The following is an 18,762-nucleotide window of genomic DNA, read 5'->3' as shown; positions in this document are numbered from 1 at the left end:
CTTCCCTCCGAGGGGCGAAACAGCTTTCTTTCAAGCTGTCGGGATAGTTTGCATGCAGGGCAAACAAAAAGTCATCCCCGTTATGTAACAAGGATGACTACTCTCTATCTATTGAAATTATACATTATAAAGTCTGTTCTAAATCACCTCCAATGTCTGTTTCTTTATAACCTTCACATTGGATTTTGAAAGCGTGAGCAAACTTAGTAGGGAAATTAGCCGGACGCTTAATGACTAAGCCTGCCTCATTTCTTTCCCACTGCAGTGGTTCATCACTTCCTAATAGTGTAATTCTTTCGATATCATTGTTCAAAATACCGAACTTTGTGCTCAACGTTTCAACAATAATGTCTCCTTTTGGAGTATCCATCACCAAAGCATAGAATTCACTATCATTCTTTTTCGTGAAACGGATATCGTTTTCAGTATAAACGATTTTCTTTCTTTCAATTTTGTGTCCACCTGCAGGAATTCTTGTTGGGCCTTCACCAAAAATAGTCCAAGGACGTGTACCGTAAATAGCTTCACCATTTACTTTCAACCATCCGCCCATTTCTCCAAGCAGGTTTTCCATTTCTACAGGAATAGTACCGTCAGGATCTGGTGGAACATTTAATAACATGTTACCATTTTTAGAAACAATATCGATCAAGATATCTACTAATTCATTTGGTTTTACAAACTTCGCATTTGATCTGTAGAACCAAGTTCCTGGAGATGTATCTGTAACCCACGCATCTTTTTTAGGTTGGTTAGGTCTACCTCTTTCGTAATCTCTTACTGCTGTCGCTTCAGGGAAAGTAGTTTCTTTAAACATCACTACGACTTCCTTATTCCACTCCTTGCCTTTGTTGTAATAGTAAGCCAAGAATTTCTTTCTGTAGCTTTCATCCATATTTTCTAACCACCAGTCAAACCAGATAATGTCCGGCTGATAATCGTCAATATATTCTTTCAACACCGCCCACCATTGATCATGGAATTCTTTCGTAGGCATTTTGTCATCATACCCGTGAGGAGTAGTATATAAATCATAATCTTCAGGACTTACTGCACCTTCATATTGGTGTGCTGGTGCGTAATACATCCATGTAAATGCATGGTGGAAAGAAGAAAGGAATTTCATCCCTCTTGCTTCTACTGCATCTTTAAATTCTTTTGAAATATCTTTTTGGCCATAGTTTACAGAATTCCAGCGAGTAGCTTTACTGTCCCACATCGCAAAATTGTCATGGTGCATTGCTACTGGGCCTGCAAATTTAGCCCCTGATTTCACGAATAAATCCGCCCACTTTTCTGCATCAAAACCTGTTGGCTTGAAGTTTTCAATTAAGTATTTGTAACCAAACTCAGCAGGATCACCAAATTGCTCTACATGATGTAAATAATTATTTGTAGGCTTCGTGTTAGGTGTACCGTCAGGTTTTGTAGGCAGTTTACCTGTTTTCCAGTTAGGCACTCCATTTTTACCATACATCATCATACCATGCCATCCAGCTAGGTATTCATTTTTATCCATGTTCACAAACGCACCTGATACGGGTCCCCAGTGAGTATAAATACCAAACTTTGCGTCTTGATACCAATCTGGAGCTTTGTTGGCTTTAGCAATCGATTTCCAATCTTCCTGATATGCTTCCTCTTTTACTAACTCTTTTTGAGCCGGTGGCTTTTGGCAAGAAAACATAGCACAAAGAAGAATCGGTAAAGATAATTTTTTGACTAATTTCATACTTATAAAATATCTATTCATTATTTCCATTACAATAACAAAAGGGTAAAGTGTGATACTCAATTCCTGTTGTCCTTGTCTTATCTACATTTCAAAATTAGGTTGTGGATATTTGATGGGTAGAAAAATTTGATGCTTTAAAAAGGGGTAAATTTATAACTAAGTGAATAAATGTGCTTTTATGGCAATTATTTCACCTATTGGGGGAAAGAAAAAGACACTTCTTCTGCCTATTTTTAACTTAATGCTTACAACTTTAATGAATTCAACCGGTTTAGTTGAATTGATATTTGTGTTATTTTAAAGATAAAAATGTCAGAAAAAGTATCTTTTGATGGTCTATTAAAGTAGACTTTTACCCTAATGTCAACACTACTTTTCCTACTACTTTCTTCTTTAATATATTATTCAACGTATCAATCGCTCCTTCAAAATCAACTGTCATTAATTTAGGAGATTTTACTTTTCCATTAACCAATGCCACTGTCAAACCAATACCAGCATCTATAATTGCTTTCTGTCCTGTGTTTCCATGTTCGTGGCTTGCTCCAAGTGCCAATTGATGAAAAGTTAGATTTTTCATAAATACATTTTCATACTTATCAGGCCTTACCACTCTTACCAATTCGAGCATCTGTCCATTAAAACCTAAAGCATTGGCGGCTAAAATATCATTATCATCACCAATTGTGTCAAAAGATTTAGTTACACCCTCACCATTCGTTAAGCGTTTTACTTCTTCCAAAACGTCTACTTTGTCATAACAGATCACATGATCTGCCCCCAAACTTTTTACATACTCTTCATTTCTATAAGAAGCCACTGCCAAAATTTCTTTACAGCCACAAATATTTTTTGCTATTTGAACGGCATAAGAACCCACTCCGCCAGAACCGCCAATAATTAATAAGGTATCATCATCATTCACCTTTAGCTTTTCGACAATAGCTCGCCATGCGGTCCAACCTGCACAAGGACTCGCTGCAGCATCCAAGAGTGGCAATTCTTTCGGTTTATCCAATAAAGTGTTCACCTTATGAATTGCATACTCAGCCAATCCACCATGAGGGCGGGTCATATTTCCGTGATAAAAAACTTCATCACCTATATTCCAGCCTTCCACCTCTTCTCCTATTTCATCTATTACTCCCACTACATCCAATCCCACTACCCAATCATCATTCATAGCATCACCCACCATTCCTTTCCAATTGACCACTTTGGCATCCACTGGATTGATACCGCAAGCTTGTACTTTTACTCTTACCTCATCTTTTCCTGGTTCTGGGATTTTGATGTCCTCCAATTGAAAAGTATCTGTAGACGGGTGAAATGTTACTGCTTTCATGTTTTCGATTTTGAGAGTGATAAAAAAAGGCGTTAACTTCAATTGAAATTAACGCCTTAATTTAAGGAAAACTCTGATGATTTAAAGTGATTCTAGGCACCATAAAATAACATAAGTACCTAGAAAAATATTTTTTATTCTCCAAACAACCCTTCTACAGATAAGTATCTTTCCCCTGTATCGTAGTTGAAAGTAAGAACTGTAGCTCCTTCCTCTATTTCTCCTAATTTTTGATTAACAGCAGCTAAAGATGCACCTGTAGAAATCCCTGCCAAGAAACCTTCTTGTAACGCGAAATCTCTAGCGAATTTTTTAGCGTCTTCTGCTTCCACCTTCACTGCACCGTCTAATATTTCTGTATCTAAGTTTTTAGGGATGAAACCAGGGCCTATACCTTGAATAGGGTGCGGACCAGGACCTTCACCAGAAATCACAGCACTTGTAGTAGGCTCTACAGCATATACTTTTAAATTAGGCCATTTCTCTTTTAAGATCTGCGCCACACCTGTAATATGTCCGCCCGTACCAACGCCTGTGATAAGGTAATCGATACCATTCGGGAAGTCTTCAATAATTTCTAATGCTGTAGTAGTTTTATGAATATCTACATTGGCTTGGTTATCGAATTGAGAGGGAATCCATGAGTTTTCTTCCTCTGCCGCTAATTCTGAAGCCTTCTCGATTGCTCCCTTCATTCCCTTCTCCTTGGCTGTCAAAACAAGGTTTGCACCATAAGAAGCTAATAATTTTCTTCTCTCAATACTCATTGACTCCGGCATCACTAACGTCAGTTTATAACCTTTTACTGCCGCAGCCATCGCTAAACCAATACCTGTATTACCAGAAGTCGGCTCAATCAAATGTGTATCTTTATTGATCACACCATCTTGCTCAGCCTTCTCAATCATCGCCAATCCAATACGGTCTTTGATACTTCCGCCAGGGTTAAATTTTTCTGATTTAATATAAACGTTGTGCGCCCCGAAAAGCTTATTGATTTGAATAACAGGTGTTTTACCAATTGTATCGAGAATGTTTTTGTATATCATTTTAATTAGATTTTTATTACTCTAGTATTTCTATAGGACAATATTAGTTATTTGAATTTAATGATGCTAATTTTTTGATAAGAAATTTAATACATGGAGTTTATTTTATAGAAAACAGTTTCATTCATTTAAAATTCTCAGTTTAATAAAAATACCTTCTTTTCACTTCCAAAACTTTAATTTCCATTATCTTGCAACACAATTTTGAAAAACAGAAAGAAAAGGCATAGTGAGTTTAGATTTTCATCAATTTAATTTACCCGTTGCAGAAGTTGTACCTGAGGTAAGAGCACATTTAGCAAAAGAATCCACCATAATTTTAAAAGCACCTCCGGGAGCAGGAAAAAGTACTTTGGTGCCATTGACTTTATTAGAGGAAGAATGGCTAGAGGGACGAAAAATCTTTTTACTGGAACCTAGGAGATTAGCGGCGAAATCCATCGCTCAGCGTATGGCAGATATGCTGGGTGAAAAAGTGGGCGAAACTGTAGGATATAGAGTCCGTTTTGATGTAAAAGTATCTGAACGTACTCGAATAGAAATCCTTACAGAAGGTATTTTGACAAGAATGCTTCAAGATGATAATGCACTGGAAGATGTTGGTATTGTTATTTTTGATGAATTTCACGAACGAAGTCTACACGCTGATTTAGCCATGGCACTTTGCCGAGAATGTCAGCAGGTACTCCGAGATGATTTAAAAGTGATGGTTATGTCTGCTACTTTAGATATGCCTCAGCTTTCTGCTTTATTAGACAATTGCCCGATTGTGGAAAGTGAAGGTAGAATGTTCCCTGTAGAAAAATTCTATGTTGGCGATACAGATCGTTATCTTCTGCCTGAGTTGATGACTAAAACAATTCAAAATGCACTTAAGGATCATGATGGCGACATATTATGTTTTATGCCTGGTCAGGGTGAAATCATGAAATGTGCAGATTTATTACATCAACACACCAAGGGCATTGCTATTTACCCCCTTTTCGGACAGTTGCCCATCAATAAACAAAGAGCGGCTATTTTACCTCACCCTGAAGAGAAAAGAAAAGTAGTGCTTGCTACTTCAATCGCCGAAACCAGTTTGACCATTGAAGGAGTGAAAATTGTGATTGATAGTGGTTTTACTAGAATTCAGCAATTTGATCCTAATTCTGGTTTATCAAGATTAGAAACGGTGATGGTCTCTGAAGATGCTGCCGATCAAAGAGCGGGTAGAGCGGGTCGTTTAGGTCCTGGTATCTGTTACAGAATGTGGAGTAAAACCACGCATTCGCGCTTGGAGGAAACTAGAGAACCGGAAATCGAACAAGCTGATTTGACTTCATTAGTATTGGATTTAGCACAATGGGGCATTATCCATCCTAATGAACTGGCATGGGTAACGCCACCTCCTGCTGGACATGTGGCACAAGCAAAAGATACTTTGACACAATTGGAAGCGCTTGAAGATGAAAAAATAACACCTCATGGAAAAGCGATACACCGTTTACCATGTCATCCTCGTATTGCTCACATGCTCTTGTTTGCTGAAGAAAATGAGCTTTTGCCTTTGGCTACCGACCTTGCCGCTATTATTGAAGAAAGAGATCCACTGCCTAAAAATAGTGGGGCAGATATAAATACAAGAATTACAGCTTTACGACGTTCAAGAGAGGGTGGAAAAAATCCTCGTTTCCGTCAGATCAATAAGATTTCTGAAGTATACCGTAAGCTTTTCAAATCGAAAGAAGATAACCACTCTTTTGATGATTTTGAAACAGGTTTACTGCTCGCACATGCTTACCCTGAGCGAATTGCATGTGCAAAACCGGGAAATAATGCTCAGTTCCAATTAGCGAATGGCAAAATAGCGGCTATTGGTCATAGAGATGACTTAGCAGATGAAGCTTGGCTCGCTGTAGCACATATTGATGCCAGAGACGGAATGGGAAAAATCTTTATGGCCTCTCCTCTTGACCCTACGGATCTTGCTCCTATGGTTAGAGAAAAGGAAGTGGTAAAGTGGGATACAGATGAGGGTGGATTAATTGCCAATAAACAACTTTGTATTGGGAATATTATCCTTAAAAGTACGCCTATTAATAATCCTGATCCTTCGCATCTTCAACAGGCAATTTTGGATGCTATAAAAAAGGAAGGGAAACAATTACTTCCTTTTAAAGAAAAAGAAGTGGAACAATGGCAATCACGTGTGCTTTCATTAAAGAAATGGAACCCTAAGGATAAATGGCCCGATGTATCTACTGAAACATTACTATATTCAGCATCAAAATGGTTAAGTCCTTATTTGGATAAAATCAAAAAACCTGCTGACCTGATGAAACTGGAACTTCAGGATATCTTGCATCATAGTCTCCCATGGGAATTACAGGAGCAATTGGATACTTTAGCTCCTACGAAAATTAAAGTCCCAAGCGGTTCCAATATTAAATTAAAATACCTTGACAATGGGCAACCTCCTGTCCTTGCTGTAAGACTGCAAGAATGTTTTGGATTAGAAGATACTCCTATGATCAATAATGGGAAACAAAGCGTGGTGCTTCATTTACTTTCACCTGGCTTTAAACCTGTTCAAATCACTTCAGATTTAAAGAGTTTTTGGAATAATGCGTATTTCGAAGTAAAGAAAGATCTGAAAAGAAGGTATCCGAAACACTCATGGCCAGATGACCCATGGACGGAAGAGGCTGTGAGAGGTGTGAAGAGAAAGAAGAGTTAAGAAGTAAAAATGTAGAATTAAGAATGAAGAATGATAGAAACTTTCACAATTCGAACAAGGATCATTCTTCATTCTTAACACTTCATTTTTCTTTCACTATATATAAAGATTGCTTCTTCTTACCTGCTATTTTATAGTACAAGTTCTGTAAAAACCTGAAAGGCCAAGTAACTATTCTTATGGCATAATAGAATGCACTGCTGGCAAACATACTGCATATAAAAAACAGCATAAAGAACGTTTCAAAACATGCAACAAAGAATAATAGTATTTTCCTAACGATATTAGATTTCATAAAGCGGTAAGTTGGATGAGTTTGAGATGATTCATAAGATAACAAATTACAGGTAATTCATCACATCTCGGATACTTTTTAACTCTTTGAATTTTTCTCCTTCTACTTTATGATCCACCATCTCGTGTTCCCAAGTGCTATGAAAAGGAACGTGAAAAGCATGTGCACCAATATTGAGTACAGGAACGATATCTGATTTCAAAGAATTTCCCACCATCAAGAATTCATGAGGCTCAATATCCAGATGACTCAGCAGTTTTTTATATTCTGTTTCTTTCTTTTCAGATACAATTTCAGTGTGGTGAAAATACTTATCCAAGCCCGATTTCTCGATTTTTCTCTCCTGCTCTAATAAATCACCTTTAGTGGCTACTACCAGTCGATAACCTTTTGACTGAAGGTTTTCTAATGTTTCTACAACACCTTCTAATAATTCAATTGGGTTATTTAGCATTCTCTTTCCAAAATCTAAAATCTGTGCAATTTCAGACGCTTTCACTTTCCCATTTGAGAATAGATGTGCTCCTTCAATCATTGATAAAGACAACCCTCTTGTACCATAACCATACATTGGTAAATTTTTAATCACCAAATGGAACAACTTATCTTTCAACTCTTCCTTCTCCATGTAAGGAGACATCAACTTAAAATAGTCCTCTTCAAACACCCTAAAAAAAGGCTCATTGACCCATAATGTATCATCTGCATCAAAGGCTACTACTTTAATCTTTTCCATTTTTCTGATCCTATAATTACGCAATAAAAATGCAAAGTAAACTCAATGTTATTCAAAACACAATATTTGACAAAAATTCACCTATTATTTAAAATAAGCTTGCTTTAGGGTTCATTCTAATAAAATACTGTTGAAATACCTTTGTATAATAATAAAGTGCTTGATAATGATAGCTGAGGGAGGACTAACTTCGTTATATTAAGATTCTACCAAAATGGAAAAAGATCATCCATCTTTATAAAACTTTTTCTTAGGAGTCCCTTACAGTAACCCAACATCAATAACAGAAGTTATAACTGTTGATTACTTATACGATTTTAAATAAAACCTTCAAGCACATATACGCCAAATGAAAATTGAAAGAAGAAAATGACAAATACCATAAATGAATATTTAATTTTTGGAAAAGGAATAAACTGCAAGATCAATATTATTCAAAACACACTTTTTGTCGAGTTTAATCCTACAAATTCACTGCTTACGATGCTAAAAGTACGTCTTGATTTTAAGCAACATAATGGTATTCATTTAGGTTATTTAAAAAGTTTTCAAAGTATAAAAAAAGAGTTTTATCAATATATCTGTGATAGAACTGATCAGTTCGATGCGATTCAAATTGTGGGATATGGATTTGCTGGGGCTATTGCTCAAATTGCTTCGTTAGGTATTTATAAAAATTTCCTGATTCCTTCCTCTGTCACAACTTATGATAGCCCTACTCCTTTCTCCATTGACAAAAGAGAAGACTTCGATATAGCCGCATCAAAACAGGAACATTTTGTTTTTGGTTATGATATCAACCTGCAGTTTTATACAAAAATATTTGGATATGCTTTTCCAAGCAACATTCAAGAATACAAGATTATTTAGGAAAAAAGACTGAAGAGAGAATTATATGATTTGAGTATTCAGTATTGCTCTCATTATCTTCGGTTTGCATTAATAATGAAAACAAGTATTCGCACTCTCACAATTACAACAAATAAGCCAAAAGATAATATTTTTAAACGCAAAATCACACCTTACTGAATATCAGTAAAATGCAATTCCACGCTTTTCTATATTGACTTATTCAAGGTGTTATATGCAATGTTTTTATTTAGAGAAAACTCCATTATCAACCAATTGGCCAAAAAAGTCATTGAGTGTTGTACTCGCGTTTCGGTATTTCATCCCCAGCTTTTCTTTACTTTTTGTATTATCAACTAACCATTTATAGCCGAAATTTTTTGCCACCATTTTTCTAGGAATCCCTTGCATAGGCCCAACCAACCAAACTAACCACTTTGGCAGTTCATTTTTAGGTAAAGGAAAAGCATTTCCGTATTTTTCTCTTAAAAAATCAGCCATCTGAAGTATAGTATAACTCTCATTGGAGATTATATGCCTTCCTTCAGCCTCAGGTGTAAAACCAGCATTAAAATGAGCGGTGGCCAAATCTCTTACATCAACAATACCAATATGAAGACCTGGTGCTCCCATTTTCATAGATCCGTCTCCCAGTTGTTTCATGATATTAAAGCTTTCTGAAGTACTTGTCGGATTTATACCCGGCCCCAATACAAATGAAGGATTGATGACCACCATATCCCAACGGTCCTGTTCCTTATTCATTTTCCATGCTTTCTTTTCAGCCACAGTTTTAGAATAATTATAAGGCTGATGATTTACGGAAGAAGTAGAATTCCATATTGTCTCATCCGCAATTTGATTTGGGACATCTCTCAAGTCTTTCGCGTCACCAATAATAGCCACACAACTGCTAGTCAGCACTACCCTTTTTACAGAGTATGTTTTATTGACTGTATTCAGCACATTTTCAGTCCCTTTTAATGCAGGATCTACCAAATCTTTTTTGGCATCTTTTACGGATGTAACAAAAGGTGATGCAGTATGAAAAACCAACTCGCACCCCTTCATGGCCTCGTCATAAGAACCAGGGGTAAGCAGGTCCGCTTTAAAAAACTTTATACTTCCTTCTGATTGCGCCGCTATAGCATTAAGGTATTTCAATTTTACAGCATTGTCAGGATTTCTTACGGGTGCATGGACCATCAGTCCGTACTTTAATAATTTCTCTACTATTCTCCCTGCCACATAACCTGTGGCACCTGTAATCATCACCGGCTTTGTTTTATCAATATTGACCATGTAGTTTTTGGTTAATGCTTAATGTTTAGGTAAGATCTTCAATTACAAGATATTAATTGTTTCTCAAAAAACTTCACATCGCATCTATTTTTGGCGCTTTGAAATGTAATTCCTCAGAGAAAAGTAAAAAAAGCCAACGTAATAACGCCGGCTTTTCAAGAATAAAAGTTAAAGGTTTATATATTAATGATGCTTTTAGTTTAATGCTTTATAATTGATGAATAATATTTCAAACTATTAATTTCAACTGTTAAGGTATAGTTACCCGAAGGAAGATCTGACAAATCAATTTCCTTGCTGACTGAATTGAAGGTTTTGATCGATTTTCCTTGGATATCTAATACAACAATTTTAGCATTTTTCAAGTTTGTAAAACTGACTTTATCGATAAAGGGGTTAGGATAAGTCACAATTCCAATCTCATTAAGTTTACTAAGTGATGCAGGTGTTCCTTCTTCTACTTCTAGTTTAAAAGTTGCTGTTTTTTTGAAGAAGTTATCTTTTGCGGTAACTGTAATTTCACAAGTTCCCAAACCTTCTTCCAATATCACTAACATCTTCCCATTCGCCATAACACTAACAACTTCTTCACTTGAAGTTAAAACAGAATAAGTTAACTGATCATTATCTTCATCTTCAAAATAATCTTCCAAATCTATATTCCCTGCACAATATCTTCAGGTAATTCAAATGTAATTTCATCATCATTATCCCTTACAAGAGAAATTGCATCATCATCAAATACACCAAAAGAATTACTAAGCTTTACATTAAAATAATTATTAATGGGATAATTATTTGGAAATGCTCCAGTATAATTGATTTTTACGATTTGTGTTTCTCCATCACAAAACTTATTTGAAGAAATTGTTGGTGCTAAAAGTTGAGGCAAGGCACCATTGACACCTAAATAATCAATCCTAAATGACTTATCATTATCAATAGCATCTGCATCCAAAGAGATAAAAACAGAAGAAGACTCAATAAACATGTCTTCTAAATTATACCCTAAATTACCAGAGAGGGTAGTAACCAAAGTACCATCTGAAGAAGTACCTTTATAAATTCTCACAATATCATTTTCATCAGTTTTGAAACGACCAAAATCTAAAATGATATATTGTGCTCCTGTAGGCTGTATCAACCATTCACATTTTGCATTGATCCCGTAATCTTCATCTTCTATACGCCCCTCTTCATCTGTGAGGGTGGTATTACTTGCACATTGGGCAAAAGATACAGTGATGCCCACAAAAGTGTAAAGAAATAATAGTAATGTTAGTGTTTTCATATATAGCTACCAGTTTTTGAGTATTAAGTTCACTTCAAAACTATAATTTTAGGAAACACTGATCAATACCCAAAATAGGGTATATTTCTATAAAAACTGAAAAAATCAACACTAAAAACGCTGATTATTAATCAAATAAAAAAAGAGATACTTTACTAAAGTACCTCTTCTTAGTTAAGTACTAGGACAGAAGAAAAGGGATAATTTTAGGTTAATATTTTTTATTCTAATCGAGGCAGATTTGCAGAGCATAGCCTTAGTTACGCGATAAAAATCTAACGAAGAGTAGGATAAAAAAGGTAAGATAAAATGTCCGTTTTCTTTTGTCCTAGTACTTATACATTTTTTATTTTTATGGCTCCAAAATCGTCTCGTTTTTCTGCAACAACTTCAACAATTCACTTGTATTCAGTTTAGTTGCTTGATTCGTGCCACTCAATAAATCATCAGCCAATTCACGTTTGTCAGCGTGTAGCTGTATCATTCTTTCCTCCAACGTATCTTTACAAATTAAGCGGTAAACAGTAACGGGTCTCTTCTGCCCCATTCTATGTGCACGGTCAGTAGCCTGATCTTCTACAGCCGGGTTCCACCAAGGGTCCATATGAATCACATAATCGGCCGCCGTTAAATTCAATCCTGTTCCTCCTGCTTTTAGTGAAATCAAGAATACGTCACCCTCACCAGATTGGAAAGCATTGATACCTTTCTCTCTATTTTTTAAAGTGGTCGATCCATCAAGGTATTGATAAGAAATTCCTTCTCTCTCTAAATACTTTCTGATGATACTTAAGAAGCCTACAAACTGACTGAAAATTAAAGCACGATGTCCACCTTCTTTTAATTCATGAAGCGTTTCTAACAGCAATGTGATTTTACTTCCCATCAGTTGGAATTCATGATCCACCAAACTTGGGTGACAGCATAACTGACGTAATTTAGTCAGTTCGGCAAGTACTTGAAGTTGTACATTCTGATCTTTATTTTTCTCCAACACCCCTTCAATTTCCTCCAAGGCTGTTCTTCTGTGTGCCTCATAAAGCGTCATTTCATCTTCTGATAAATTCACGCTTAACACTGATTCTGTTTTTGATGGAAGTTCATCCAATACTTCACTTTTCTTTCTTCGCAGAATAAATGGAGTGATCAGCTTACGTAATACCTTTTTAGCTGATTTGGCATGATGCTGATCTCCAGAATCAATTCTCAAAACAAAGTTCTTATTGAAAGACTCCCATGAACCTAATAATCCTGGATTGATAAATTGGAAGAGATTCCATAATTCTGAAAGGTTATTTTCGATAGGTGTACCCGTTGTTACAATTCTCATTTTACCTTCCAACTGCATCGCAACTTGAGAACGTTTGGTTGTTTTATTTTTGATGGCCTGTGCCTCATCCAGTAAAACAATATTCCAGTCTTTTTTCACGATTGGTTTATAGGTCGATTGGAGTAAACCATAACTGCAAATGATCACATCAAAAGCCCCTGCATTTTTTAATAACACCTCTCTGTTATTGGTATTATAAAGCAAATGCGGTTTTAATGTAGGTGCAAATTTTCGGATTTCATTGACCCAGTTGAAAGTTACAGAAGAAGGAGCCACCACAAGTGAAGGCCCATCTTTTGCCTTGTCCACCATCAAAGCAATACCTTGTAAGGTTTTACCCAATCCCATATCATCTGCCAAACAAGCACCTCCACCCCAAGACGCCAATTGAGACAACCACTGATAACCCTCCACTTGATAATCTCTTAAAGTAGCTTGTAAAGTATTTGGTACTGCATAAGTAGTTTCAGAAGCTGTATTAATTTGCTCTTGTAATGTTTGCCACGACTTGTCACTTCTTACTAAAGCTTCATTTGTCAATGCATTCAATGCTCCGTAAGAAGATAAACGGTGTACTCTAAAATCTAATTTATCTTCCACTGCGACACTTGTCAGTGTAGCCAATTGTTTTCTAAGAGAATCTGTCAATGCGATAAACTGATCCTTCTCAATTTCTACATAATTGCTGTTCGGATCATTTTTAAATGCTTTTAGTAATGATTCCAATGAAACAATCACTTCTTCATTTACCTTCACTTCACCTGATACCGCAAACCAGTCACGTTTTTTGGATTGAATGTTCATGGTGATGTTGTCACCGCCCACTTTTGAAAGGAGCTTAAATCGAACACCTTTAGGCCATTCTACCACAGGCTTAATATCTCCAAACTGAAGTTCCTGTAAAGCATTCAAGGTTTCTTCTCTGTCAGATAATTCCCATGCATGATGCCCATCGTTGGTGTTATCCAAGAAAGGTCTTTGGTAATAGAATTTTTCTAAGAATGCTTTTTCTTCCTCTAGATTTCTGATGGCTCTTGTACGCACTCTATCCACTTCTTCAACCAAAACAGGCTTACCTGATGCTGGAGTAACATAAGGAGGAGTGGTTTTAAAAGGTTTCATATAGAGTTCCAAAAGGATATTATTTCCTCTTGGCGTGAGTAATGCATAAATGGTTTGATCTGCTTTCACTTCTGGCAATTCTTCTCTGATATCTTCTACATTCGAGTGGATATTCAGTGTTTGCCCCAAAGCAGTTATCGCTTCTTTTAATTGTTTTTTCCCTTTTTTTGGAATAATAATTTCTTGGGGGAAACTCTCAGCCCAATGCTTAATTTTTTTATCGACATTATAATAGATCACTCTTGTAGGAGTTTCCCTTTTTAATGGAAAGTCAATATTAATATCTTTATCAAAAGAAAGGCGATAATGCTCACCCGCTTCATCAATTTGTAATTCAAAAGGACGTTTTTCAACGATAACCGATACATTATCATCAGACTCTAAAACCACATTAGGGTGTCCTTCTAATCGTTTCCACACTTCTAAAACATCGAAATCCATATAACCTCTTCCATAAGTACGAATAGCTTTGTCCAGAATTTCGTGATCGATTTCCAACATCCCTTTTACCCCTTTTTTCAACAAACGCGTATCAGAAACTTTTTTAGGCTTGCTCCATTTCCCATTCTTCAACTTGGTCTGTTCCATAGGTTGCACATACAATCGATGATCTGAAACGACCCACAGTAAACGACCTTCTTTGACTCCTTTATTTTCCTTTTTATCAATCAGTTGAAAATCCTCTGCGATAGCACCCATTTTTTGGAGTAACAATTCCCACTCTTCCTCAGAACTTTCACTCAATACATCCTCAAAACGGAATAAATCTTCATCAATCAAATAACTTAAATCTACCCCTTCTTCACTTGAAGTATTTTCACCTAAAGCATCTGCATATAAAGAGGCGTACCATTTATATCCTGCCTTCTGATACTCAATAGTTTTACTATGAAAATAATGATAAATCATTTTATCTAAAGGTACTTTTTGCCCAAATAATTTACCATAAATCCAAAATGTAAAAGTCATGGACATTGGACCATAACCATGTATTATTGCTTCTTGAAGGTGATAGCGCAAATGACCATGTAATTCTTCTTCAGGCAATAAATTATCTACCGTAGAATTTGTGCTCAACAAAACAACTGCTTCTAATAAAATAGAGTAAAAGGCAGAAGGGAAACCAATATCTGATTTTTTGTCAAAATAAATATACCTGTTTCTTAATAGTGTTAAGGATTGCTGTTTATATTTCTGATACAGCAAAAGCATTAATATCAGCTCCTGATCAGTACTCAGTGGAGTCCAAAACTTTGATGATTTTTTCTTGAAGTGTGTTTTTACATTATCAAGACCTGCCAAACTCAATATCCTTTCTAAAGTTTTATCATACTCCTTTGACACTAAGATAATATACATCTCAACAAAAGATTTATCTAAGCGATCAGCCTTTCCTATCGTTTCTAGTGCTGAACTTGTAAAACCTTGACTAAACAATAACAGCGCTTTCAATATTCCCTCATCTTTGTATAGTTTTGAGGTATATTTATCAAAAGTAATTATTGAATAAACATCAACAACACCATCAAGCAATGCTGCATAAGCTCTACTGTAGATCAAGTTCCAGATTTCTGTATTGAAATTTTTCGTAAGATTATCTTCTAAATACCCAAAAGAATAAAGTGAGAAAAGTCCAAACCATAAAGATGATACATATTCTAAGGATGTCTCTTCAAACTCAGGGTTAAAATAATTAGTAATAAGCAGTGTAGAGTTTAATTTACTCATTGGCACTACAAACTCACGTATTATGGTTTCTGGTCTAAAACTCATTGTTCCCCAAAAAGTAGGGAACGTTTTTTGTTCGAAAGTTATATTTTTAAAAGCCTTTTGAAATATTGGATCTTCTATGTATTCCTTGGATTTTAATAAAACAGAAAGGTAAAGCTCTACTTTCTCCACCTTATAATATGTTACACCTCTCCCTTCAAAAGTAAATAAAAACTCTTCATCCAATAATTCCTGAAGGACCTCCGTTATTTCTTTAGTCAACTGAACTGTTTTTAAATTGGGTAACAATTCCTTCAAAAACTCTTTTAAACGTGTTTTATTTAATCCTTGAAGACCTGCTCCAATCATCACGATGATGTATTTGTATTGCGTCGTTTTAGGATATTTATCGAGCTTTTCAGTGAATTCGTTGTATCTATCTATTGAAAAATTCATGGAGAATGATGTTCTATTTGATCAAAAAAAAACCAGAGATTAATCTGGTTTTACAATATATAAAAATTAGAAATAAATTTATCAAGTGAAGCATATCGATCATACTCATCTTCATGATCAGTTCTAATAATGATCGATGATTTTGATCCACTATTCAGGTGGTCTAACACTCCCCAGTCTACATGTTCCTTACTTAATTTATAATGTTCGGATTCTGGATCCATCCATAAAAAGGAAACATATTGATTAAATTCTTTTAATACAGAACCGATAAAATCTTGTACTCTATGTTCATGTCCCTTCTTCCAGTTTAACCCTTCAAAAGTAATGAATCTATGATTTTTAAAATTGAAAAGTCTATTGGCATACGGAATATAAGGTAAAATATATTTTGCGATGACACCCTCGGCACCCGGAAGATGTTGGAATTTCCAATGTCCTTTATAAGCTTGAGCACTCACTAGAATCTCACCATTTTCCTCCAATACAAACACATCATCGTTTCTACCTATGTTTTCTGTTGAATAGAAAGCATAATCTTTATAAAAAGTGTTTGACAGTTCCATCACTTTGAGCTTTTCACTTTCCGTAGCTCTTCTTACAGAAGGATGCTTTGAAGGGCTGACTCTACTAAAAGTAAGTGTTGTCATTTTCCCAATCGTTCTAAATCCAACCTTCTCTGTAAACATTTTAGAGCGAAGGTTATCATTTTCTACTTGAGCATGAAACAATTGTGGAGTACCATTCGCCTTACTTTCCGGCATTTGGTAAGTATTGAAAAAATTAATTAGTTGTTGGTCCAAGAAGCTATTTTTCTTTTTCTTCTTGTTAGGGTTTTGTTTTGTACTCTGCAAAGAACTCACAAAAGCAAAATAACGGATATGATACGTTTCAACATCCTTTCCTTCAAATTTTGTGGATTTGTGAATTAAGGTAATAGAGCTCAATAGGTTATCACCTCTTCTAAGATTTAAGAAATAAGCTTTTTTTGTGAATCTTAGGTTCTCTTCCGTTGCAGTATGCGTATATCTAACTCCGCCTTCAGTTCCCCATAATGTGTCATCCAACATTTTGACAACATCATCCGTCAACTCATCGGTCAACTCTAAACTTATGGAACCTGCTTGAGTTACTATGTCTTTCATTCGGTATATCTTGAAGTATTAAGAATGTATCTGAGCGAATTCTCTTCCATTCAAAATACTATTTTGTTTGTATTCGACTCAAAAAATTAACGTAGCAAAAATATTGTAATTTTTGACATTTCTAAAGTTTAGAATCAGAATCTAAAGGTATTTTAAGATTTAATTACGTTTTAGTTAGAAAAGGGTGTTCTTTGTTTTATTATATGAATTTGAAGAATCAGGTATTCTCAGAAAAAGAATAATCTGTTGTTATTTAGAATTATAATTGATAGGGAAACTAGCAGAAATTAAATTACAACCACAACCTTCCCTTTCGCTTGATTTTTTTCCATATACTCATGCGCCTTTGCCACTTCACCCAATTTATAAATACTATCAATATTCAATTTGATTTTTCCAGCTTCCACTCCATCAATAAATTCCTGCAACATTTCTTCCGTAATATTTTCAGCTTCTCCCATGTAGACCGTCAGTTTTCCTAAGGAAGGAATATCACCCATAGGAATAAAATGTTCCAATACCCATTTATTGCCCAAAATACCCGTCATGCAAACTGTACCTTTTGAACGGATACATTTCAAAGAATCTTTTAAAGTGATGGTACCAACAAGTTCTAACACTTTGTCCACCCCTTCAGGGATAATTTTTTTCACATTATTTTCAATATGTCCTCTATCAATAATGACATGATCAGCTCCATTTTCTAATAAAAATTCCTCCCGTTCAAGATTTCTAGAGGTTGAAATTACGGTGAGTCCATTCATTTTTGCCAACTGACAAGCTAAAAGACCAATAGAAGAAGTTCCGCCTCGGATCAATAATGTTTCCCCTTTTTGAATTTCTAATGCCTGATGTAAAGAACCTGAAACGGTTTGAAACATTTCTGGAATCGCTCCCAAAGTTTCCCAATCAAGATTACTTTTAAAAGAAAATACATTCTCCTTTGGTACAATCGTATATTCAGCATAGGAACCATTAAAAAAACGTCCCATACCACCCATAAATGCCATTACTTTATCTCCTTTTTGAAACGTATTACTAGGATCTTCTTCCATTATACCCACACATTCTATTCCTTGGATTCTTGGATAATCTACACCTGGAGAGTCTCCTCTTCTTGTAAAAAGTTCGGCTCTGTTTAACCCAAATGCTTTTATTCTTATCAAGACCCAACCCTCTTTTACTTTTGGTTTTGGCACTTCTAATAATATAATGGTATTGGGTGATCCTGCTCGTGTTGTAACAGCTGCTTTCATAGGTTGAAGGAAATAGCGTTTATAAACTCATTTTTAATATCACTAAAAAAATAAACAGTCTTTGAATAACCTAAAAAATGTATAAAATCTTATTTCTACACTGCAATATGTAAGACTAAGGCAGAAGAAATTAGTCAAAATAATGTGTAGCCCACGACTAAAAGTCATAGGCTTTTGGGAAGTTATCTCTCTTTTCGATTTCTATTATAAACTTGATATGATTAAACGATTTACAACATTTCTCATCCTACATATTGACTAGAAATTATAATCAAGGTAGATCAATGTGTTGTCTTCGCAAGAGCCCATAATTTCAATTATGGGTCTACGTAACCAATACTTGCTACAAGAATCAAGTAGGGTAAATATGGAATAAGTCTACGTCTATCCCATATTTATCCCTCTCACAGAACCGTGCGTAC

The 18,762-nt window shown here is 35.5% G+C and carries 12 protein-coding genes; 2 read left to right on the top strand and 10 right to left on the bottom strand.

The genetic code is table 11. The features are described 5' to 3' along the window. Window positions 1-124: 124 nt before the first annotated feature. The 3 genes from HHU12_RS29475 to cysK form a co-directional block, all read right to left on the bottom strand. On the bottom strand, window positions 125-1,732 hold the full coding sequence (locus HHU12_RS29475; RefSeq protein WP_240971172.1) for an alpha-L-fucosidase: 1,608 nt from the start codon (window positions 1,730-1,732) through the stop codon (window positions 125-127). Window positions 1,733-2,087: 355 nt separating this feature from the next. Continuing rightward, complete coding sequence (locus tag HHU12_RS29470; RefSeq protein WP_169660323.1) at window positions 2,088-3,080, bottom strand: zinc-binding dehydrogenase; 993 nt, start codon at window positions 3,078-3,080, stop codon at window positions 2,088-2,090. 134 nt (window positions 3,081-3,214) lie between these two features. Next, window positions 3,215-4,129 (bottom strand): cysteine synthase A, encoded by a 915-nt coding sequence (gene cysK / locus HHU12_RS29465; RefSeq protein WP_169660322.1) that lies wholly within the window; start codon window positions 4,127-4,129, stop codon window positions 3,215-3,217. 229 nt (window positions 4,130-4,358) lie between these two features. On the opposite strand from cysK, the gene hrpB reads away from it, so the two are divergent. Beyond that, the gene (gene hrpB, locus HHU12_RS29460) at window positions 4,359-6,848 is read left to right on the top strand and encodes an ATP-dependent helicase HrpB (protein WP_169660321.1); all 2,490 of its coding nucleotides are present in this window, start codon (window positions 4,359-4,361) and stop codon (window positions 6,846-6,848) included. A 341-nt stretch (window positions 6,849-7,189) separates the two neighbouring features. Here the strand turns inward: hrpB and HHU12_RS29455 are convergent, their stop codons facing one another. After that, window positions 7,190-7,879, bottom strand: coding sequence for an HAD family hydrolase (locus HHU12_RS29455; protein ID WP_169660320.1), 690 nt, complete (start codon window positions 7,877-7,879; stop codon window positions 7,190-7,192). 369 nt (window positions 7,880-8,248) lie between these two features. Between HHU12_RS29455 and HHU12_RS29450 the strand changes: the two genes are divergently transcribed. Continuing rightward, entirely contained in the window at window positions 8,249-8,749 is a 501-nt protein-coding gene (locus tag HHU12_RS29450) for an alpha/beta hydrolase family protein (protein ID WP_169660319.1), read from the top strand. 225 nt (window positions 8,750-8,974) lie between these two features. Here HHU12_RS29450 and HHU12_RS29445 read toward each other — a convergent pair whose 3' ends face one another. The 6 genes from HHU12_RS29445 to HHU12_RS29420 form a co-directional block, all read right to left on the bottom strand. Further along, window positions 8,975-10,030, bottom strand: a complete 1,056-nt coding sequence (locus tag HHU12_RS29445) for an NAD-dependent epimerase/dehydratase family protein (RefSeq protein ID WP_169660318.1) — start codon at window positions 10,028-10,030, stop codon at window positions 8,975-8,977. A 200-nt stretch (window positions 10,031-10,230) separates the two neighbouring features. Continuing rightward, complete coding sequence (locus HHU12_RS29440; RefSeq protein ID WP_169660317.1) at window positions 10,231-10,683, bottom strand: T9SS type A sorting domain-containing protein; 453 nt, start codon at window positions 10,681-10,683, stop codon at window positions 10,231-10,233. 2 nt (window positions 10,684-10,685) lie between these two features. Then, complete coding sequence (locus HHU12_RS29435; protein WP_169660316.1) at window positions 10,686-11,321, bottom strand: CUB domain-containing protein; 636 nt, start codon at window positions 11,319-11,321, stop codon at window positions 10,686-10,688. A gap of 352 nt (window positions 11,322-11,673) precedes the next feature. Then, window positions 11,674-15,939, bottom strand: a complete 4,266-nt coding sequence (locus HHU12_RS29430) for a DEAD/DEAH box helicase (protein ID WP_169660315.1) — start codon at window positions 15,937-15,939, stop codon at window positions 11,674-11,676. Window positions 15,940-15,989: 50 nt separating this feature from the next. Next, on the bottom strand, window positions 15,990-17,084 hold the full coding sequence (locus HHU12_RS29425; RefSeq protein ID WP_169660314.1) for a hypothetical protein: 1,095 nt from the start codon (window positions 17,082-17,084) through the stop codon (window positions 15,990-15,992). Between the two features lie 287 nt (window positions 17,085-17,371). Then, a complete protein-coding gene (locus HHU12_RS29420; protein ID WP_169660313.1) occupies window positions 17,372-18,340 on the bottom strand; it encodes a zinc-binding alcohol dehydrogenase family protein in 969 nt (322 codons plus the stop codon). Window positions 18,341-18,762 lie beyond the last annotated feature (422 nt).

Source organism: Flammeovirga aprica JL-4, assembly GCF_012844305.1.
Lineage (GTDB): Bacteria > Bacteroidota > Bacteroidia > Cytophagales > Flammeovirgaceae > Flammeovirga > Flammeovirga aprica.
The sequence above is the reverse complement of the archived record's forward strand: the minus strand, read 5'-3'. Positions and strand labels throughout refer to the sequence as shown.

What these genes read in the sequence shown, in the direction of transcription:
- HHU12_RS29430 (WP_169660315.1), bottom strand. Translation starts at nt 15,939, where the DNA reads ATGAATTTTTCAATAGATAGATACAACGAATTCACTGAAAAGCTCGAT.
- cysK (WP_169660322.1), bottom strand. Translation starts at nt 4,129, where the DNA reads ATGATATACAAAAACATTCTCGATACAATTGGTAAAACACCTGTTATT.
- HHU12_RS29445 (WP_169660318.1), bottom strand. Translation starts at nt 10,030, where the DNA reads ATGGTCAATATTGATAAAACAAAGCCGGTGATGATTACAGGTGCCACA.
- HHU12_RS29425 (WP_169660314.1), bottom strand. Translation starts at nt 17,084, where the DNA reads ATGAAAGACATAGTAACTCAAGCAGGTTCCATAAGTTTAGAGTTGACC.
- HHU12_RS29435 (WP_169660316.1), bottom strand. Translation starts at nt 11,321, where the DNA reads ATGAAAACACTAACATTACTATTATTTCTTTACACTTTTGTGGGCATC.
- HHU12_RS29420 (WP_169660313.1), bottom strand. Translation starts at nt 18,340, where the DNA reads ATGAAAGCAGCTGTTACAACACGAGCAGGATCACCCAATACCATTATA.
- HHU12_RS29470 (WP_169660323.1), bottom strand. Translation starts at nt 3,080, where the DNA reads ATGAAAGCAGTAACATTTCACCCGTCTACAGATACTTTTCAATTGGAG.
- HHU12_RS29455 (WP_169660320.1), bottom strand. Translation starts at nt 7,879, where the DNA reads ATGGAAAAGATTAAAGTAGTAGCCTTTGATGCAGATGATACATTATGG.
- HHU12_RS29475 (WP_240971172.1), bottom strand. Translation starts at nt 1,732, where the DNA reads ATGAAATTAGTCAAAAAATTATCTTTACCGATTCTTCTTTGTGCTATG.
- HHU12_RS29450 (WP_169660319.1), top strand. Translation starts at nt 8,249, where the DNA reads ATGACAAATACCATAAATGAATATTTAATTTTTGGAAAAGGAATAAAC.